Below are 18,841 nucleotides of genomic sequence, written 5' to 3' on the forward strand. Positions count from 1 at the left end.
TTTTGGGGAGAAATCACGCGGATGCGCAACGGATACGAAATGGGGGACACCCGTGTCCGAAGATCCGGGCAGTGAGCGTGTGATCGCGGGGCGCTACCGGCTGCTGTCGCCCGTGGGCGAAGGCGGCATGGGCACGGTGTGGCGCGCCCGTGACGAGGTGCTCCAGCGCGAGGTCGCCGTGAAGGAGGTCCGGGCGCCCGCCGGGATCCCGGCGCACGACGTCGATCGGATGTACGCGCGTCTGGAGCGGGAGGCATGGGCGGCCGCCCGTATCTCGAACCGCAATGTGGTGACGGTGTACGACGTGGCCACCGAGGACGGCCGCCCCTGGATCGTGATGGAGCTGATCCGGGGCCTGGCCCTCTCCGATCTGCTGGACGCCGAGGGCCCGGTCCCCCCGCAGCGGGCAGCGCACATCGGCGCCGAGGTGCTCGCCGCGCTGCGTGCCGCGCACGAGGCCGGGGTGCTGCACCGGGATGTGAAGCCGGGCAACGTCCTGATGTCGAACGACGGACGGATCGTGCTGACGGACTTCGGTATCGCGATGGTCGAGGGCAGCTCCGCGCTGACCATGACCGGCGAGGTCATCGGTTCGCCCGAGTTCCTGGCTCCTGAGCGGGCGTTGGGCCGCACCCCCGGTCCCGAGTCGGACCTGTGGTCGCTGGGGGTGCTGCTGTACGCGGCGGTGGAGGGCAACTCGCCCTTCCGGCAGAACACTCCGCTGAGCACCCTGCGGGCCATCGTCGACGAGCCCTTGCCGACACCGCACCGCGCGGGCCCGCTCGCCCCGGTCATCGAGGGGCTGCTGGCCAAGGACCCGGCCGAGCGGCTGACCGCCGAGCAGGCCGAGCACGACCTGCGGATCATCGCCGCGGGGGGCACCCTGGCCACCCCGGGCTTCGGCCCGCCTCCCCCGAGCCAGGAACAGCCGACGGTCGCGGCGTTCCCCCAGGCTCCCCCCGGATCGACACCGCCGTCGCCGTACCCGTCGGCTTCCGCCACCGTTCCCGCGACCACCACCACGTCGGAGCCCGACCGCAATCGCCGCGCCGCCGTCGTCCTGATCGCGGGGATGGTGGCACTGGCCCTCGCGCTGGCCGGACTGACGTACGCCCTGCTGAACCGCGACAACGGGGACGGCGGCGGGGGTGCCGCCATCAGCAGCGGCACCAACAACGGTGCGGGCGGCGCGAGTTCGGAGACAGGGGACGACAACAGCGGGAGCGACCAGGGTGCGAGTGGCGCAGGGACGTCCAGCAGCCCGCCGCCCAGTGAGAGCCGGAAGACCACGCCGCCGCCCGCCCAGTCCGTACAGGTGACGGTCGCCGGCGCGCACACCGACTACTCCGGCGCCTGCCCGCCTCCCGAAGCACAAGCACCCACCTTCACGGCGACGTTCACGGTCGGCCGGGTACCGGCGGAGGTCCAGTACCGCTGGGTGACGGAGACCGGCGAGGTGTCGGACCCGGGCTGGAAGACCCTGTCGTTCCCCGCGAACGGCGGCAGGACCCAGCAGAAGTCGGTCGTCGTGACGACGTACGACGAGTCGGGGACGTACGAGAACAAGATCGGCGTGGAGGTCCGCAGTCCTGTGCACGCCACGTCCAACTCGGTGCCGTTCTCGGTTGCTTGCGTGACGGAGACCCCGACGGACGGGGCCTCCGCTACCGCCTCTCCCTACTAGGGGGTCAGACCACAACCAGGTCAGGCCACGGCGAGGTCAGGCCACGGCGCTGAAGACCGGCAGATAGCCGCCGGACTGGCCCGCTGCGGTCGGGTGGTACGACTCACCGATGTTCAGCCAGTTCACGCTGTGCAGCCAGGCGCTGCCCGAGCAGATCTCGTGGCCGGTGAAGGTGCCCCTGACGTCGCCGAAGGTGAAGCCGTGGTTGGCGGCACGCTTGGCGATCGCGCTGTCCAGATAGTCGGCGGCGCCGTTGATCGCGGCTCGCTCGGCCTCCGAAAGGCCGGTCAGGCAGCTGCCGTTGAGCTTGTAGAAGCGGGGGTAGCCCAGGACGACCACATGGGCGGACGGGGCCTTCGCGCTGATCGCCGAGTAGACGGTGTCGAGTTTGCCGGGGAGTGTCGAGTCGACGTACGCCTTCGCCGTGGCGATCCGCGAGAGGCAGGAGCTCTCGGACTGGAGCACACACGTCGTCATGACGTCGGCGAAGCCCGCGTCGTTGCCGCCGATGCTGACGGAGACGAGGCCGGTGGAGGAGTTGAGGGGGGTCAGCTGGTTGGCGACGACATCACCCGTACGAGCGCCGGAGCAAGCCGTGAAGCTGAACGACGAGGGTGAATGCGCGGCCGCCCAGAGGTAGGGGTACGCCTTCGTGCTGCGCTTGCAGTCGCCGCTGGAGCCGATGTAGCTGCCCGCGCCGACACCGGAGGAGTAGGAGTCACCGAGGGCCACATAGCCGGTGGCCGCAAGGGTTGAGGACGCCTGCGCCGCCGGGGCCCCGGTAAGGGCGATGCCGACGGCGAGGAGGAGTGAGGTCACGTATGCCGTAATTCGGGAACGTCTCATGGAACCTCCCTTTAGCAGGATCTCTGCCATAACTTTCGTACCAGCTACGCGTGTTGACAGGAAGTGTCCATGCCAAGACTTTCAGGGCCTTTCCGGTCACTACCCTGTGTGTTCGCCATGAGTTTGATTACGTGCTCATGACAGAGTCGTGACAAGGGGTCAACTCCCTTGAGTCGAACCGGGAGATCACCGAGTCTTTACCTCGGCCCGAGGTGGAACGCGACACTCCGAGCTGTGCGCCCGATCTCGCGCACCCCCACACGCGCGCGCCCCACCCAGGCGCCGCCGCCCGAGGAGGACTCCCTCGTAATGGCACAACTGCGTAGCAAGAAGATCCGGATCGCCGCGATAACCTCCGTGGCGACCGCAGCCCTTGTAGGCGGATTCACCGCGCTCCCTGCCCAGGCCGCCCCGGCCAAGGGCACGGTGCTCGCCGCCGGCTCCCCCACGGCCATCAAGGACAGCTACATCATCTCGCTGAAGAAGACGGCCGGTTTCAAGGCCTCTTCGAGCGAGGGCAAGGAACTGATCAGCGAGTACGGCGGCACGGTGAAGAAGACGTTCGGCGCCGCGCTGAACGGCTACACGGCCACCCTCTCGGCGGAGGAGGCCGCGAGACTCGCCGCCGACCCGTCGGTCGCCACGGTCGAGCAGAACCAGACGGTCCACCTCACCGACACCACGCAGACCAGCGCCCCCTGGGGCCTGGACCGCATCGACCAGGCGGCGCTGCCGCTCTCCACCACGTACACCTACCCGGACACCGCGGGTGCCGGCGTGACCGCGTACGTCATCGACACCGGCGTCCGCATCACGCACACCCAGATCTCCGGGCGCGCCGCCTACGGCTACGACGCCGTCGAGGGCGACAGCGTCGCCCAGGACGGCAACGGCCACGGCACCCATGTGGCCACCACCATCGCGGGCTCCACCTACGGTGTCGCCAAGAAGGCGAACATCGTGGCGGTCCGCGTGCTCGACAACGCCGGCTCCGGCACCACCGCGGGCGTCATCGCGGGCATCAACTGGGTGACCAGCAACCACAGCGGTCCCTCGGTCGCCAACATGTCACTCGGCGGCGGCGCCTCCACCACGCTGGACACGGCCGTGGCGAACTCCATCGCGAGCGGCGTGACCTACGCGATCGCGGCGGGCAACAGCAACGCCAACGCCTCCTCGTACTCCCCCGCCCGGGTCGCCACGGCGATCACGGTCGGCGCCACCACCAGCACGGACGCCAGGGCCAGCTACTCCAACTACGGCTCGGTCCTGGACATCTTCGCCCCCGGCTCCTCGATCCTCGCCGGCTACAACACCAGCGACACCGCCACCGCGACGCTCTCGGGTACGTCGATGGCCACGCCGCACGTCGCGGGCGCGGCCGCGATCTACCTCGCGAGCCACACCTCCGCCACTCCGGCGCAGGTCTCCACGGCCCTGGTGAACGGTGCCACGTCCAACGTGGTCACCAGCGCGGGCACCGGCTCGCCGAACAAGCTCCTCAAGCTCGTCCCGTAAGGCTCCAACTCACCTGATGTGAACGGCAGTTCCCCGGAGGCAGCCGGCGCCTCCGGGGAACCGTTGTTCTACGGACGGGGGTGTGTCTCGCGAACGGCTTCCGCATCTTGACGGCCACGCGTACGCTGCGCGACATTGAAGCCCGGCATCCGGCGCTTCGGGGGGCAAAGTCGCCAATGCAGACCATACGACGCATCAGCACATCTTCATCAGGTATCGCGGAGGAGACGGGGCAGGGTCCGGGGAGGGACCTGCTGCCGCTGCTCGCCGGTGCCGCGACGGTCGTGGGGGCCGTCGGCGCGATCCTCGCGTTCGCCGACGTGGACTCACCGCTGCGCGGGCCGTTGACGCTGTTCTTCCTGCTCGCCGCGCCGTCGGCCGCCATCGTGGCCGCGCTGCGCGGCCTTGAACCGTTCGGCCGCGTCCTGGCCTCGGTCGCCGGAGGGGTCACCGTCAACATGCTGGTGGCCCAGGGCATGCTGGCCCTGCACCAGTGGTCGGTGCCCGGTGGGATCGCGGCCGTCACCGCGATCAGCACCCTCATACTCCTGCTGGTACTGGTACGGAGACCGCGTGGCCGTGCCTCGAGCGGGCGGGCCTCCTGACGTGGGCATCAGCGTGTACCGTCCCGGCGAGCTGACAGCGGCCGACCGGGCGGCGTGGACCGCCCTGCAGTCGAAGGCCCATCTGAACGGCTCGCCCGAGCTGGCGAACCCGTTCCTGTCCCCCGAGTTCGCGCTCGCGGTGGGCCGCTGCCGACGCGGCGTGCGGATCGCCGTCGTACGGGAGAACGGCGAGGGAGTGGCGTACTTCCCCTTCCAGCGCACCGGCACCGGCATCGGCCGGGCCGTCGGCATCGGCGTCTCGGACTGCCAGGGGGTCGTGCACCGTCCCGGCTTCACCTGGGACGCCCACGAGCTGCTGCGCGCCTGCGGACTCGCCGTCTGGGAGTTCGACCACCTGGTGGAAGGGCAGGCGCCGTTCGAGGCGGGCGCCTCCGGCACCTTCCCCTCCCCGGTCATGGACGTCGACCAGGGGTACGAGACGTATCTGGGCCAACTGCGCGAGCGGTCACCGAAGTTCACCAGGACGACGCTCGCCAAGGAGCGCAAGCTCGGCCGGGACGCCGGCGAGGTGCGCTACGTCCACGACGAGCGCGACCCCGAGGCGCTGCGCACCCTGATGGAGTGGAAGTCCGCGCAGTACCGCAGGACCGGGCGCAGCGACCGCTTCGCGCACCCCTGGATCACGCATCTGGTGCAGCAGCTCTTCCACACCCGCTCCGAGCAGTTCGCGGGGATCCTGTCGGTGCTGTACGCGGACGGCAAGCCGGTCGCCGGGCACTTCGGGCTGCGCTCCGGACGCGTTCTGGCCTGCTGGTTCCCGGCGTACGATCCGGCGTTCTCGAAATACTCACCGGGGCTGATCCTGCATTTGCGCATGGCCGAGGCGGCCGCCGCCGACGGAATTGCCTATCTGGATCTTGGGCGGGGCCAGAAGGAATACAAGGACTCCCTCAAGACACGGGAACTCGCCGTGTCGGAAGGGTGGGTGACCCGGCGTCATCCGATCGCCATCGGGCACAGGGCGCGCCGCGCCCCGGTCCGGGCACTGCGCAATGCGGTGCTGGCCAGGCCGGAGCTTTTCGAGCCGGCCGACAGGATCCTCAAGCGGATGGGCAAAATCCGTTCGAGGCATTAGGTAACGGTCAAACCATCAAAAATGCGAGGCCTTCGTTCCAGGTCTTGCCATACGGTCTCATTCATCAATACCGTCGTACATCTCACCCGCATCGGGCCATCAACGCATATGCGATCTAGGGGAGGGCTCAAGATCGCGACGACGGCCCGGAGCGGGGCGCGGTAGGGGGGTGCCGTGCTCGGTGACCACTTGTGCCGAGTCGTCCGCGCGACCGGCTTTTGCGTTTTCTGAAAGCCGGCAGCTTTGCCAGCTCACCCGGCAAGCACGGAGATCAATTTCGTTGTGCCGTAAGTGAGAACCCCCCTTTCGAACCGGACAAAGAGCCGGACCGCCCAGGGGCGGGCGGTCCACCGGACGAGAGGGACCAGAACCATGAGCTCAGTCCTGCGCCCAGCGGTTTCGGGCCAAGATCCGACCATGGCCGCCAAATACCGGCCGATCTCCTCTCACCTGGCCATTGCGCCACCGGTGAGTGTGGTGATTCCGGCCATGAATGAGGCCGACAATCTTCCGTACGTCTTCAAGACACTTCCCGACTGGATTCACGAAGTGGTTCTTGTGGACGGCAATTCCACCGACGACACCGTCGCAGTGGCCCGCGAACTGTGGCCGGACGTCAAGGTCGTCAAGCAGCGCGGAAAGGGCAAGGGGGATGCTCTGATCACCGGGTTCGAGGCGTCGACCGGCGACATCATCGTGATGGTCGACGCGGACGGCTCGGCCGACGGCAACGAGATCGTGTCGTACGTCTCGGCACTGGTGTCCGGGGCGGACTTCGCCAAGGGCTCGCGGTTCGCCAACGGCGGCGGCACGTCCGACATGACACCGATCCGCAAGCTCGGCAACCATGTGCTGTGCGCGGCCGTCAACGCCAAGTTCGGCGCCCGCTACACCGACCTCTGCTACGGATACAACGCGTTCTGGCGGCACTGCCTGGACAAGATCGAGCTCGACTGCACCGGCTTCGAGGTCGAGACCCTGATGAACATCCGGGTCGTCAAGGCGGGTCTCAAGGTCCAGGAGATCCCGAGCCACGAGTACCTCCGCATCCACGGCTCCAGCAATCTGCGGGCCGTGCGGGACGGGATCCGGGTCCTCAAGGTGATCCTCAAGGAGCGTTCCAACCGGCGTGCGCTGCGCCGCAGGCCGCACGCCGCTCAGCTCAACTCGGGCCGGGGAGAGGTGTCTTGAGCGAGCATGACATCGCGCGTATCTCGGTGGTCGTCTGCGTCTACACCGAGGACCGCTGGGAGGACATCCTCGCGGCGGTCTCCTCGGTAGGGGCGCAGTCCCTGCCCGCGCTGGAAACGCTCCTCGTCGTGGACCACAACGCCGCCCTCCTGGAGCGGCTGACCAGGGAGTACAAGGAGACCGACGGGGTGCGGGTGCTCGCCAACGCGGGCCCCCGCGGCCTGTCCGCGGGCCGCAACACCGGCATCGCCGCCGCGCGCGGCGGGATCATCGCCTTCCTCGACGACGACGCCGTCGCCGAGCGGGACTGGCTGCGGTACTTCGCGTCGGGTTACGCGGATCCGCGGGTCATGGCCGTCGGCGGCCGCACGATGCCGATCTGGGCGTCGGGACGCCGGCCCGCCTGGTTCCCCGAGGAGTTCGACTGGGTGGTGGGCTGCACGTACCGGGGTCTGCCCCCGGGCCGGGTCCAGGTCCGCAACGTCCTCGGCGGCAACGCCTCGTTCCGCCGTACGGCGTTCGACGCGGCCGGGGGCTTCGCGACCGGCATCGGCCGCGACGGCGACAAACGCCCGCTGGGCTGCGAGGAGACGGAGCTGTGCATCCGCCTCACCCGCGCCAGACCGGACGCGATCCTCCTGATCGACGACCGGGCGGTCATCCACCACCGGGTGCCGGAAGTACGCGAGCACTTCGCGTACTTCCGCACCCGCGCGTACGCCGAGGGCCTCTCCAAAGCCCTCGTCGCCCGAAGTGTCGGCGCGGACAAGGGACTTGAGTCCGAGCGCCGCTACACCACCCGGGTGCTGCCCGCCGGAGTCGCCCGCGGACTGCGGGACGCGGTACTGGCACGCCCGGGCGGCGCGGGCCGCGCGGGAGCCATCGTCGCCGGAGTCCTGACGGCCGCGGGCGGGTACGCACTCGGAAGCATCCGGGCCCGCAGGGGCGGCGCCACGTTCTCCGTCGTGGAGATCGAAGGGCCCCCGTCCACCGCGACCGACGACGAGGAGGCCGCGGCATGAACGCACCCGTGCCGATCCTCATGTACCACTCGATCGCGCACCAGCCCAACGAGGCGACGCGCGAACTGTCCGTCACACCCGACGCCTTCGCCGAGCAGATGGCGCTGCTCTACGAGCAGGGGTTCACCCCGGTCAGCACGGCGCGCCTTGCGGCGAGTTGGCGCGAGGGCGGACCGCTGCCTGAGCGGCCGGTCCTCGTCACCTTCGACGACGGCTACGAGGGCGTGCACCGGCACGGGCTGCCCGTGCTCGCCAAGCACGGCTTCGCGGCCACGCTGTTCGTCTCGACGGGGTGGATCAGGGGCGCGTACGACACCGGGGGCAGCCTCGACACCATGCTGGACTGGGACCAGGTGCGCGAACTCGCCGCCGAACAGGTCGAGATCGGCGGGCACAGTCATACGCACCCGCAGATGGACCAGCTCGCCGAGGACGCGCTCCGGTTCGAGGTGCTGCGCTGCAGGGAGATCATCGCCGACGAACTGGGCGCAGGCCCCGCCTCGTTCGCGTACCCGTACGGCTACTCCAGCCGCCGGGTGCGCCATGCGGTGCGTGCGGCGGGCTTCGCCCAGGCGCTCGCCGTCGGCAACGCTCTGGCGCGCCGCCGCCAGGGGCCGTACGCCCTGCAGCGCGTCACGGTGCGCCGCAGCACCGGTATCGAGGAGTTCGAGCGGCTGGTCGAAGGCCGCGCGATCGCCCTCAACTTCGCCAGGGACCGCGCCCTCACCAAGGGGTACGCCATGGTCCGAAGAGCACGACAGGTCCGCCGGAAGGCCATCAGTTCCCGTGTCTGACACGACGACCACCACCGACGCTTCATCGCCCACCGCCGAGGCGCCCGCACGGCGCACGGGCCGCCGACTCCGCCTGCCCGGCCGGGGCAAGGGCGGGAGCGGAGGAAACCAGCTGTTCCGCAACGCCTACGCCCTGATGCTCAACACCGGTATCTCCGCGGTGCTCGGGCTCGGCTACTGGCTGGTCGCCGCCCGCTACTACTCCGAGACCGCGGTCGGCCAGGGTTCCGCCGCGATCGCCGCGATGAAGCTCCTCGCCGGACTCACCGCGGTGACGCTGACGGGCGCCCTGGCGCGCTTCATCCCGGTCGCGGGCCGCGCCACCGGGCGCCTCATCTTCCGTACGTACGCGGGCAGTTCGGTGGTCGTGGCGGCGGCCGCCGTCGTCTTCCTGCTCACCCTGAGCGTCTGGGGACCCTCGTACCGGTTCCTGCACGGACCGCTGCCCGGCCTCGGCTTCGTCCTCGCGGTCGTCGCCTGGTCGCTGCTGACGCTCCAGGACGGGGTGCTGACCGGCCTGCGCAGCGCGCTGTGGGTGCCGGTCGGCAACACCGTGTTCTCCGCGGTGAAGCTGGTGCTGCTGGTCGCCCTGGCCTCCGCGATCCCCGCGACGGGCGTCTTCGTGTCGTGGGTCGCGGCGATCGCCATGTCCGCCGTGCCGCTCGGCTGGCTGGTCTTCCGGCGCCTGGTCCCCCGCCAGGTGAAGGCGACCAAGGAGGACACCGAAGCCCCCTCGATCAAGGAGATCGGGCGCTTCCTCGCGGGCGACTACACCGGCTCGCTGTTCTCCCTCGCCGTGGTCTACCTCGTCCCGGTGATCGTGGCCTCTCAGGTCAGCTCCGCCGACAACGCGTACTTCTACATCACCGCGACCATCGGCGGCACGGTCAACCTGCTCGCCATCAACATGGGCGCCTCACTCACCGTCGAGGGCTCGCACGATCCGGCACGGCTGGCCTCGAACACCCGGGCCGCGCTCAAGCGGATGGCGCGGATCATGCTGCCGGTGGGCGCGCTGCTGTTCCTCGGCGCGCCGTTCATCCTGCGTGTCTTCGGCCAGGGGTACGCGGACGCGGCGACACCGCTGCTGCGCTGGTTCGCCATCGGCGGGCTGCTGCGGGTCGTCATGGAGACGTACTTCGCGGTCCTGCGCGCCCAGAGCCGCACGGCCGGACTCGCCTGGCTCCAGGGCCTGTTGTGCGCCCTGGTGCTCGGTCTGACGGTGATCCTCCTCCCCCGGATGGGGCTGACCGGCGCGGGCGTCGCGGAGGTCGCCAGCCTCGCCGTGATCGTGACGATCTCCGCGCCCCGGCTGTACAGGATCCTGCGGACCGCGCCCGCCGAGGTGCCCGCGGGCGCGGCACCGGACGGGGACCTCGCCGACCTGGGGGCGCGCGAGGTGCCCACGTCGAAGCGCGGGCCCGCGTGGGCGCTGGACGCAGACACCCTCACCCTGGGCCTCCATGTCGACTTCGACCACCTGGAGCGCCGGCCGGACGTGCGGCCGGGACCGGGGACGCCACCCACCGGCTCACCGGCGGTGCGGCCCGTTCACCGGCCGACCTGGGCGCAGGGAACGAAGCCGTCGGTGGTCGGGCTGCCCGTGGAGGCACGGGAGCCGGGTTCGGAGGCGTCGCTGGGCCCGTCGGAGGCTCCGGAGATAGACGCCCCCTTCGAGGCGGAGGGCGCGGACAGCGCCCCTCCAGGTGCGCGGGGCGTGACATCCGGCGGCTCCGCCTCGTGGGCGCGACCAGCCACGACGAGCCCGCAGTCGGCGGACAGCACGGACGACCCACCCCCGTCCCCGCGCGAGCTGCTACGCCACCCGACCAAACCGGGGGTGGTCCTCGGTTGCATGCTGATCTCCGCTCTGCTCCTCTACTGGGTCCCCGCACTCACCCTCGACGACAGTGCCCTGGACCGCATGGGCGGGCTCGGCCTGATCTCCGTGCTGCCCCTGCCGACCCTCGTCGGCGCCGCCCTCCTGATCACGGTCTTCGCCTCACTGCTCTGGATGGCCCGCGAACACAAGGGGCTCCTCCTCGTCACCCTGCTCGCCACCGTGGTCTCGCTGCACGCGCTCCCGGCGGTGATCGAGACCGAGCCGCGGTTCGCGACGGCCTGGCAGCACCTGGGATTCCTGGACTACATCGACCGCACCGGATCCGCCGTACCCGACCTGGACGCCCGCTGGAGCTGGCCGGGCTTCTTCGCGGCGGCCGCGTTCGTCGCGAAGGCCTGCGGGGTCAGGGACCTCACCGAAGTGATCCGCTGGTGGCCGCTGGCCATGCAACTCCTCTACCTGGCACCGATGTTCCTGCTCGTACGCTCGATGCGGGCGAGCTGGCGCGCCAAGTGGACCGGCATCTGGATCTTCGTACTCAGCGGCTGGGTCGGCCAGGACTACTTCTCCCCGCAGGGCTTCACGTATCTGCTGTACCTCGCCTTCGTGGCGATCCTCCTCGTCTGGTTCCGGGCACCGCGCGTCCTCTGGACGAAGAGGCGGCCCGGCGAGGCCGAGGTCGAGCCGACGAACCGGCGCCAACAGGCCGTGCTGCTCATGGTGTTGATCGGCCTGTTCGCGGCGACCGTACCGGCCCACCAGCTCACCCCGTTCGTGATGCTGGGCGTCCTCGCGGTCCTCGTCCTCGTCGGCCGCTCCGAACTGCGCGGCCTGCCCATCCTGTTCGCCGTACTGGTCGCCGTCTGGGTCGGCTTCATGGCCGAGCCCTACTGGTCGGGGCACTTCAACGAGCTGTTCGGCGGGGTCGGCGGCGTGGGCGGCAATGTGTCCTCGTCGGTCTCCGGGCGTATCGAGGGCGGCAGTTCGACCCACAAACTCGTCCTCTACACTCGCGTGCTGCTCGCCGCCGGCGTGATGACCCTCGCCTGCTACGGCTGGTGGCGCCGCCGCGAGAACAAGTACCGCGAGCGCTCGCTGCTCGTCCTCACCTTCGTGCCGTTCCTGGGCTTCGGCATGCAGTCGTACGGCGGCGAAATGGCCCTGCGCGTCTTCATGTTCGCCCTCCCGGGCGCGGCCATGCTCGCCGCACTCGCCCTCTTCCCGCGCACCGGCGTCACCGCGAAGGAACGGGACAGGGACCGCGTGAGCCTCGCACCGCTCGCCGCCCTGATGGCGGGCCTGGTCCTCATGGGCGGCTTCCTGGTGGCCCGCTGGGGCAACGAGCCCTTCGAGCGGATCAGGCCCGGCGAAGTCGCCGCCATGGACTACGTGTACGCGCACGACGATCCGACAGTACGGCTGCTGTGGATGAGCAACGACACCGTCGAGAACGTCACGCCCTCGATTCCGTGGGGCGCGCGGGACATGGAGAAGGTGGAGTACCTGCCCACCCTTGCGCCCGTCGATCCGGTCCTGGTGTCGGGCCTGGTCAAGGCGCTCAAGGACGCGGGCCTGAACTCGTACCTGATGATCAACCGCAGTCAGGTGGTCTACCTCCAGCTGGACGTGGGCTATTCACCGACCTGGCAGACCCGGCTCCTCAAGAACCTCGACGAACGACAGGAACTGAAGAAGGTCTTCGTCAACGACGACGTCACGATGTACGCACTGCGCAAGCAGCCCGAGGGCGAGATCCCGAAGGCCGATCCGGGGCCGATCGGGCCTCAGGTGACGTGGACGCCGTGGTCGGTCGTGGGGGGTCTCGCGGCCGTCGCGCTCATCGTGCTGCTGACGGCGAGGGAAGCCGTACGGGTCGCGGTCCGGCCCAGTGTGCGGCAACTGCGGTGGCTGCAGAGCAGCTTCTGGTTCTCGCTGCCGCTGCTCGCGGTGCTGCTGGCTTCGCTGGTGCAGCGGTTCCTGACGATGAAGTAGACGTGTGCCCAGCGGATACGAGGGTGAAGTGGCTCAGCGTTCAAGCCACTTCACGCCGTACGCGCCCAACTCGAGCTGCTTCCCGTCGACCTTGGCGCTGATCGACCGGTCCAGCGTGTTGACGACGAGGACCGTCCTGTCGGTGGCGAGGACACGGACGCGGGGCACGTCGGCGGCTGCGACGGACACCGTCTCGTACGCCGTCCCCGGCGGGAACTCCCTGCCGAACCGCGAGACGAGGTCGAGCATCGGCAGGGCCTCACCGCCGTCCGCGCTGTCCGTCGGCGTCCACAGGCAGCCCGCGCAGTCGGGGCCCTTCTCGTTCTCCGGGTTCCAGTAGAAGCCGGAGGTGGCGCCGCCGCGGGCCATCGCGATCAGACCGGCGGCCTGGACGGCGACACGGCGGGTCTCGGACCAGCCCTCGCGCTCGTCGTCGCCGTCGGCCGGTTCGACGTAGTACTCGGCCCACCACAGCGGCAGGTCGCCCGTCCGCTCCCGCACCCACTCGCCGACGGCCGTGAACTTGTCGGTGGCCGCGAACTCGTCGGGCAGCAGCTCGTCGTCGTTGGTGTAGCTGGACCCGTCGACGACGACGAAGTCCGCGCCCGCCTTGTGCTTGTTCCAGTAGTCGAAGGCGTCGAGGACACGCTGGTCCATGGTGCCCCAGGAGCCCTTCACGGTCGGCGATGCGTCATGCGTCTGACGCGGGTCGAGACTGTCCATGACGAGATACGGCCCGCCGACCATGATGTCCTCGTCCACCTTCTTCAACGCCTTGTAGACCAGGTTGTAGAGCTCGGTGTAGCCCTCGTAGTCCCAGCGGGCCTTCGAGTCGTTCCAGAAACCCTTGAACTCGTTCCAGACGATGAAGTGGCGTACGTCCGGATAGCGCTTGGCGACGGTCACGGCGAGCGCGGCGAAGTCGTCGTAGTGCGCGGGGTCCGGAGCGGTCTCCAGAGCGGCCTCGCTCCAGTCGGTGTCGCCGGACTCGCCGCCCTTCATCCAGTCCGGGGAGCAGCACAGGGTGACGACCGGGGTGCCGCCCGACGCACGCATGAAGTCGACACGGCGGTCCATCTCGACGAAGTCGTAACGCCCCTTGGACGGCTCGGGGTTACCGGCCCCCCAGCCCATGATGTGCTGGATCTGCGGCAGCGGCTGCTTCGAGAGCAGCCCCTCCACGCGCCCGGTGGCCGCGGCGGGGCCCTCGTCGGCGCTGAACTGGGTGTGTGTGAAGCCCCAGCCGACCTCCGGCTCCGCCGCCCCGGCCGGGGCGGCGGGCGTGCCGTGCACCTTGTCCCCGTCGCGGGTCGTGCCCTCGGTGCCCGCGCCGTCCCCGGGCAGGGTGTTGAGCAGGGTCACCAGCAGGGCCAGCGCGACCGCTCCCACGCCGAGCACCGCGGTGAGCCGCCACCGCCGAGTTGCCGAATTCCACCCATGACGTCCCATCAAGGGCAACAGTAACGGCGGGGGTCGGCGGGGGAACAGGTTCCGGATGGTCGCGGCTCCGCCCCGTTCCGCGACGGCTGCGACACCGGCCGCCTCGCGGGCGCCTCTCGGACACCAGGCCGAAAGCCGGTTGAGCTGGGGCCCCGCACGAAGGACAACTGGGACCAGGCCGCGGAAATCGAGTGCACGGGTTCCCTTGGTGACGGATCATGGCGGCATGTCTGCCAACCCACACGACGCTCTGCCGATCAGGCTCAACGTCGATGACAGCGACTCACCGTCGGACGTCATCGACGCGCTGTTCCTCGGCCGCTTCGCGACGGGCGAGCAGCCTCACTCGCACGCCGTCAACATCGACCGCGTACGGTCCGGGGCGACGCTGCTCCCGCCGGGCGCCCGCGTGCTGCGCTCCGCCCGCGACGACGACCGCAGCGCGACACTCGCCGAGGGCGACGGCTGGACCCTGCTCGTCTCCCGCTGGAACCGCGGCGCCGACGTCACCGTCACCGCGACCAGTACGGAGCTGGCCGAGAAGGTCCTCGACCAGGCCACGGACGGCGCGGCCGACGAGCCCGAACCCCAGCCGGAGAACGTGACGATGGGGTTCTGGTACGTGTCCCCGCGCCGCGGCCCGCACCGCACCACACGCCAGATCTCGGCCGGCACCTGGGACGAGGTGCGGCCGAACTACACCACGCCGGTCGCGGACGCGATGGACACCCTGATGAAGACGACCCCGGAGGACATCGCGGGCCGGCTGCTCCTGCTGCACGGCCCGCCCGGGACGGGCAAGACCTCGGCCCTGCGCACCCTCGCGCGCTCCTGGCGCGACTGGTGCCAGGTGGACTGCGTCCTGGACCCCGAGCGGCTCTTCTCCGACGTCGGATATCTGATGGACATCGCGATCGGCGAGGAGGACGGCACGGGGAAGAGCCGCTGGCGGCTGCTCCTCCTCGAGGACTGCGACGAGCTGATCCGCGGCGAGGCCAAGCACACGGCGGGCCAGGCCCTGTCACGCCTGCTCAACCTCACGGACGGCCTGCTCGGCCAGGGCCGCAACGTCCTCGTCGGCGTCACCACCAACGAGGACCTGGAGCGCCTCCACCCGGCCGTCGTCCGCCCCGGCCGCTGCCTCGCCCGTATCGAGGTCGGCCCGCTGACCCGCCGCGAGGCCGTGAACTGGCTCGGCACCGAAGAGGGCGTCTCCCGCGAGGGCGCGACCCTGGCGGAGCTGTACGCGCTCCGCCGGGGAACTTCTCCGACGCAGGTACCGGATCCGCGGGAGGGGGCGGACGCGGGGCTGTATCTGTAGGGGGCGGCCAGTCGAACCCCGCCGGGACGGCGATCGGCCACGACGGCGGTCTTCGGCGGTGCCGGACCCTTCGCAGCCGATCCGGCCCGGCGGGGACCGTCTGGGCCCTGGGCGCCCCATCCGCGTATACGACTCCCAAGCGCCCCCGGCGTCCAGGCGCCCCTACCCCCCGTACGCCGCCCGCAGGGCATCGCGCGCCGCGTCCAGCGCGGCGGACTCCGTGAGGCCCAGGCGGCGTACGCGCTCGGCGTAGGCCTGCGCCGCCGTCGCCGCCTCGCGCTCGGCGGCCGAGCCCGCGGCGGCCACGACCGTCCCGTTGCGGCCCCGCGTCTCGATCACCCCGTCCGCCTCCAGCGCCCGGTACGCCTTGGCGACCGTGTTCGCGGCGAGGCCGAGCGACTCGGCCAACCCCCGCACGGTGGGCAGCCGGTAGCCGACCGGAAGCGCCCCGGACCGGGCCTGCTCGGAGATCTGGGCGCGCACCTGCTCGTAGGGCGCGGCCCCCTCATCAATGTGGATCTTCAGCGTCACGGGCCGATTGTCCCGCACCCGGCGGAAAATGAGAGGCACCCGTACACAGCCCACGCGTAGCGTGCGTCTTCATGACAGTGATCGTTCGTGACGTCCGACCCGACGACCGGCGGGACGCCGAGGGCTTCGCCCGAGTCCGCCACCTCGCCCTCCCCTTCATGCTGCACACCCCCGATTCCGTCGCTTACGACGCCACCCACGCTCACCCCGACGCCCACTACCGGCCTTTGCTCGCCGAGCAGGACGGCGAAGCGATCGGCACGGCCAACGTCGGCATCGTGCACGACAGCCCGGAGGCCGACCAGGGCTATCTCAACGTGTATGTCGCTCCGGACAGCACACGCCGGGGCGCGGGCTCGCTCCTGGTCCGCGCGGCCGAGGAGCACCTGACGGCAATGGGCGCCACGAAGCTCTTCGCCTGGGTCCTGGACTCCCCCGCCAACCGCGCCTTCGCCGAGAAGCACGGCTACCGCGCGAGCCGCTCCGCGCACTTCCTCCGCCTGGACCTGGCGAACGGCGTCCTGCCACCCCGTGAGGCCCTCCCCCCGGGCGTCGAACTCCGCAGGGCCTCCGACTACGCCGCCGATCCGCGCCCCCTGTTCGACCTGGACGCGGAGACGACGGCGGACGAACCCAGCGACGTCGACTACGAGTTCACGAACTACGAGGCCTGGCTCCAGGAGACCTGGAACCACCCCCTCTTCAGCGCGGAGCTGACCTCGGTCGCGGTCGTCGACGGCCGCCCCGCCGCGTTCAGCGCGGCCCGCACGGACGGCGGCACCCGCTACGGCACGGTCATGACGGGCACCGCCCGCGCCCACCGCGGCCGCGGCCTCGCCAAACTCGCCAAGAACGACTCCCTGCGCCGCGCCCGCGCCGCCGGCTTCACGGAGGCGTTCACGGGCAACGACAGCGGCAACGGACCGATGATCGCGATCAACAAGTGGTTCGGCTACGAGATCTGCGCGACGGAGGTGCGCTATGTCCGCGAACTCGGCTGATTCCCTCCCCCGGTTGGAGATCGTCCTCGTCAAGGCGGGCCGTACGAAGATCCGTTACCCCGCCGAGCTGCTCGCCGACGACGGCAACCGCGTCACCGTACGGGCGCCGTGGGCGGGCGAGGGCGTCCGCGACTTCGGCTTCGTACGCTTCGAGGCGGGCGATGTCTTCACCGAGTACTACTGGCGGGACCGCTGGTACGCGGTGAAGGAGGTCCGCGACGCCGAGGGCGTACTGAAGGGCTGGTACTGCGACATCACCCGCCCGGCCGTCGTCTCCGGCACCTCCAGGGGTGCCGCGGTCGAGCTGGTCGTCGAGGATCTCGACCTGGACCTGTGGCGCTCCGCCGACGGCACGGCCGTACTCCGCCTGGACGAGGACGAGTTCGCCGCGAGCGGCCTGAAGACCACGGATCCGGCGGCCGCGACCGCCGCCGAGAACGCCTTGGACGAACTCGAACTCCTCGCCCGGAAGGGTGACTTCGAGGACCTGCTGACCTAGAAGGCCTTTCGCTCAGAGGCCGGCCACCACCGCGTACCGCTCGTCCTCGACCTCCCTCCCCCACAGCCGCGAGTCGTCCGAGAGCCGCTCCACCCGGACGTCCGCCGCGAGGGGCTCCAGGAGCGCGGTGAGCCGGTCGGCGGATATGCCGACCGGGCTCACCGTCCCCCAGACGCCCTCGACGAGGACGAGCCGCCCGCCGGGGCGAAGGAGTCCGCACCAGTGCCGCAGGACGCGCCCTGGGTCGGGCAGCGTCCAGAGCACATGGCGGCAGAGCAGGACGTCGAACAGCTGCTCACCGACGGGCGGTACCGCCGCGTCACCGACCAGGAACACCGCGTCACGCCCGGCGAGCTTGGCGCGGGCCAGGTCGACCATGCCCGGCGAGAAGTCGACCCCGGTGACGTGATGCCCCCACCCGGACGCGAGGAGTGACAGGCTGCCGGTGCCGCAGCCCAGGTCGAGGACGTCGCAGGGCCGCTCCGGCAGCCACGTCCGCAACCGGGCCGCCCAGGCCTCCCGTACGACGGGATCGCGCAGCCCGTGGTCCGGCTCCTCGTCGAAGGTGACGGACTCGGCGTCCCAGTCGACGTCAGCCCCTGGAATCACTGGATTCATCTCGTTGTTACTCGCCATGTGCACCAGGGTGACAGTCACCACTGACAGTCGAATCGTGACTGGCACCACAGACAGATCGCGACCGATGAGGAACTCTCCCCGAAAGGGTCTACCTCCGTGTCACCGCGGACATAGGTAGACGCAAGGAGGCAGCCATGCGCCGCGTAACCCTGCAGAAGCCCCTGAGGAAGTCGGACACCCGCCGCGTGCGGGACGAGGCCGACGAGCGCCCGGTCGAGCGTCCGGAGATCCGAAAGGACATCGCTCGCACGTGGTGGCCGGACGGGTGAGGGCCGCCTGCCCGCCCGGCCATGAGAACCCCGAGAACCGTCAGATGAGCCGCTTGCGGTAGTGGATGCGGTCGTACGGACCGTCCACGCGCCGCTCCGTGACCTCGTACCCGTACTTCGGGTAGATCTTCTGGTTCTCCCACATCATCGCGTTCGTGTAGAGCCTGACCTCGGGCAGTCCGAGGGCGCGCGCGTGTGCGTCCACGAACGCCAGCAGCCGTCGTCCCACGCCCTTTCCATGGGCGTCGGGACGGACGGCGATGCTGTCGAGGTACAGATGGTCCTCGTACGCCTCGATCACCACGAGGCCCGTCACGGGCTCCCCGGTCACGAACACCCGCCCCGCCGCCACGTTCGCCGCGTGGTCCGCCTCCATGGGCTGCGGCACCACTCCGATGCGTTCGATGTAGTGGTGGTACGCCGCGTCGGTCACGGCCTTCACCGCTGGTACGTCGGAAGCGACGGCCGGACGGACAACGAAGTCACTCAAGGCATCTGCCTCTCTCGGTGCATCTGTCATGGCGCGAACGCTACCTACCTGATCGCAGTC

The 18,841-nt window shown here is 70.1% G+C and carries 17 protein-coding genes; 12 read left to right on the plus strand and 5 right to left on the minus strand.

The annotated features are described in order from the left end of the window. The first annotated feature begins 52 nt into the window (after positions 1-52). Entirely contained in the window at positions 53-1,684 is a 1,632-nt protein-coding gene (locus OG219_RS10720; RefSeq protein ID WP_266825262.1) for a serine/threonine-protein kinase, read from the plus strand. 36 nt (positions 1,685-1,720) lie between these two features. On the opposite strand, the gene OG219_RS10725 is transcribed toward OG219_RS10720, so the two are convergent. Continuing rightward, positions 1,721-2,530 (minus strand): SGNH/GDSL hydrolase family protein, encoded by an 810-nt coding sequence (locus OG219_RS10725; RefSeq protein ID WP_266825264.1) that lies wholly within the window; start codon positions 2,528-2,530, stop codon positions 1,721-1,723. Between the two features lie 309 nt (positions 2,531-2,839). On the opposite strand from OG219_RS10725, the gene OG219_RS10730 reads away from it, so the two are divergent. The 7 genes from OG219_RS10730 to OG219_RS10760 all read left to right on the plus strand — a co-directional run bounded on the left by OG219_RS10730 (position 2,840) and on the right by OG219_RS10760 (position 12,591). After that, positions 2,840-4,048, plus strand: coding sequence for a S8 family peptidase (locus OG219_RS10730; protein WP_266825266.1), 1,209 nt, complete (start codon positions 2,840-2,842; stop codon positions 4,046-4,048). A 176-nt stretch (positions 4,049-4,224) separates the two neighbouring features. Next, the gene (locus OG219_RS10735) at positions 4,225-4,653 is read left to right on the plus strand and encodes a hypothetical protein (RefSeq protein WP_266825268.1); all 429 of its coding nucleotides are present in this window, start codon (positions 4,225-4,227) and stop codon (positions 4,651-4,653) included. A gap of 1 nt (position 4,654) precedes the next feature. Further along, positions 4,655-5,749 carry a GNAT family N-acetyltransferase gene (locus OG219_RS10740; protein WP_266836056.1) on the plus strand — a complete coding sequence of 365 codons (1,095 nt, stop codon included), beginning with the start codon at positions 4,655-4,657 and terminating at the stop codon, positions 5,747-5,749. Positions 5,750-6,121: 372 nt separating this feature from the next. After that, entirely contained in the window at positions 6,122-6,940 is an 819-nt protein-coding gene (locus OG219_RS10745) for a glycosyltransferase family 2 protein (RefSeq protein ID WP_266825270.1), read from the plus strand. Next, complete coding sequence (locus OG219_RS10750; protein WP_266825272.1) at positions 6,937-7,962, plus strand: glycosyltransferase family 2 protein; 1,026 nt, start codon at positions 6,937-6,939, stop codon at positions 7,960-7,962. Before OG219_RS10745 ends, OG219_RS10750 begins: the two co-directional genes overlap by 4 nt. Beyond that, entirely contained in the window at positions 7,959-8,756 is a 798-nt protein-coding gene (locus OG219_RS10755) for a polysaccharide deacetylase family protein (RefSeq protein WP_266825274.1), read from the plus strand. The genes OG219_RS10750 and OG219_RS10755 overlap by 4 nt, the downstream gene beginning before the upstream one ends. After that, positions 8,749-12,591 (plus strand): lipopolysaccharide biosynthesis protein, encoded by a 3,843-nt coding sequence (locus OG219_RS10760; RefSeq protein WP_266825276.1) that lies wholly within the window; start codon positions 8,749-8,751, stop codon positions 12,589-12,591. Before OG219_RS10755 ends, OG219_RS10760 begins: the two co-directional genes overlap by 8 nt. A 33-nt stretch (positions 12,592-12,624) precedes the next feature. Here OG219_RS10760 and OG219_RS10765 read toward each other — a convergent pair whose 3' ends face one another. After that, a complete protein-coding gene (locus OG219_RS10765; protein WP_266825278.1) occupies positions 12,625-14,040 on the minus strand; it encodes a xylan 1,4-beta-xylosidase in 1,416 nt (471 codons plus the stop codon). A gap of 217 nt (positions 14,041-14,257) precedes the next feature. Here OG219_RS10765 and OG219_RS10770 point away from each other — a divergent pair, with 217 nt between their 5' ends. Next, positions 14,258-15,352, plus strand: coding sequence for a DUF5925 domain-containing protein (locus OG219_RS10770; RefSeq protein WP_266825280.1), 1,095 nt, complete (start codon positions 14,258-14,260; stop codon positions 15,350-15,352). A gap of 162 nt (positions 15,353-15,514) precedes the next feature. On the opposite strand, the gene OG219_RS10775 is transcribed toward OG219_RS10770, so the two are convergent. Further along, the gene (locus OG219_RS10775; protein WP_266825282.1) at positions 15,515-15,883 is read right to left on the minus strand and encodes a GntR family transcriptional regulator; all 369 of its coding nucleotides are present in this window, start codon (positions 15,881-15,883) and stop codon (positions 15,515-15,517) included. A 71-nt stretch (positions 15,884-15,954) separates the two neighbouring features. On the opposite strand from OG219_RS10775, the gene OG219_RS10780 reads away from it, so the two are divergent. Continuing rightward, on the plus strand, positions 15,955-16,884 hold the full coding sequence (locus OG219_RS10780; protein WP_266825284.1) for a GNAT family N-acetyltransferase: 930 nt from the start codon (positions 15,955-15,957) through the stop codon (positions 16,882-16,884). After that, positions 16,865-17,383, plus strand: a complete 519-nt coding sequence (locus OG219_RS10785; protein ID WP_266825286.1) for a DUF402 domain-containing protein — start codon at positions 16,865-16,867, stop codon at positions 17,381-17,383. The genes OG219_RS10780 and OG219_RS10785 overlap by 20 nt, the downstream gene beginning before the upstream one ends. Before the next feature lie 12 nt (positions 17,384-17,395). On the opposite strand, the gene OG219_RS10790 is transcribed toward OG219_RS10785, so the two are convergent. Continuing rightward, positions 17,396-18,019: a bifunctional 2-polyprenyl-6-hydroxyphenol methylase/3-demethylubiquinol 3-O-methyltransferase UbiG gene (locus OG219_RS10790; protein ID WP_266825288.1), complete on the minus strand. Its 624-nt coding sequence runs from the start codon at positions 18,017-18,019 to the stop codon at positions 17,396-17,398. Between the two features lie 137 nt (positions 18,020-18,156). Here OG219_RS10790 and OG219_RS10795 point away from each other — a divergent pair, with 137 nt between their 5' ends. Then, on the plus strand, positions 18,157-18,291 hold the full coding sequence (locus OG219_RS10795; protein ID WP_266825290.1) for a hypothetical protein: 135 nt from the start codon (positions 18,157-18,159) through the stop codon (positions 18,289-18,291). Positions 18,292-18,331: 40 nt separating this feature from the next. Here the strand turns inward: OG219_RS10795 and OG219_RS10800 are convergent, their stop codons facing one another. Further along, entirely contained in the window at positions 18,332-18,781 is a 450-nt protein-coding gene (locus tag OG219_RS10800; RefSeq protein ID WP_266825292.1) for a GNAT family N-acetyltransferase, read from the minus strand. Positions 18,782-18,841: the final 60 nt, after the last annotated feature.

The sequence above is a fragment of the Streptomyces sp. NBC_00038 genome, from assembly GCF_026343635.1.
Classification (GTDB): domain Bacteria; phylum Actinomycetota; class Actinomycetes; order Streptomycetales; family Streptomycetaceae; genus Streptomyces.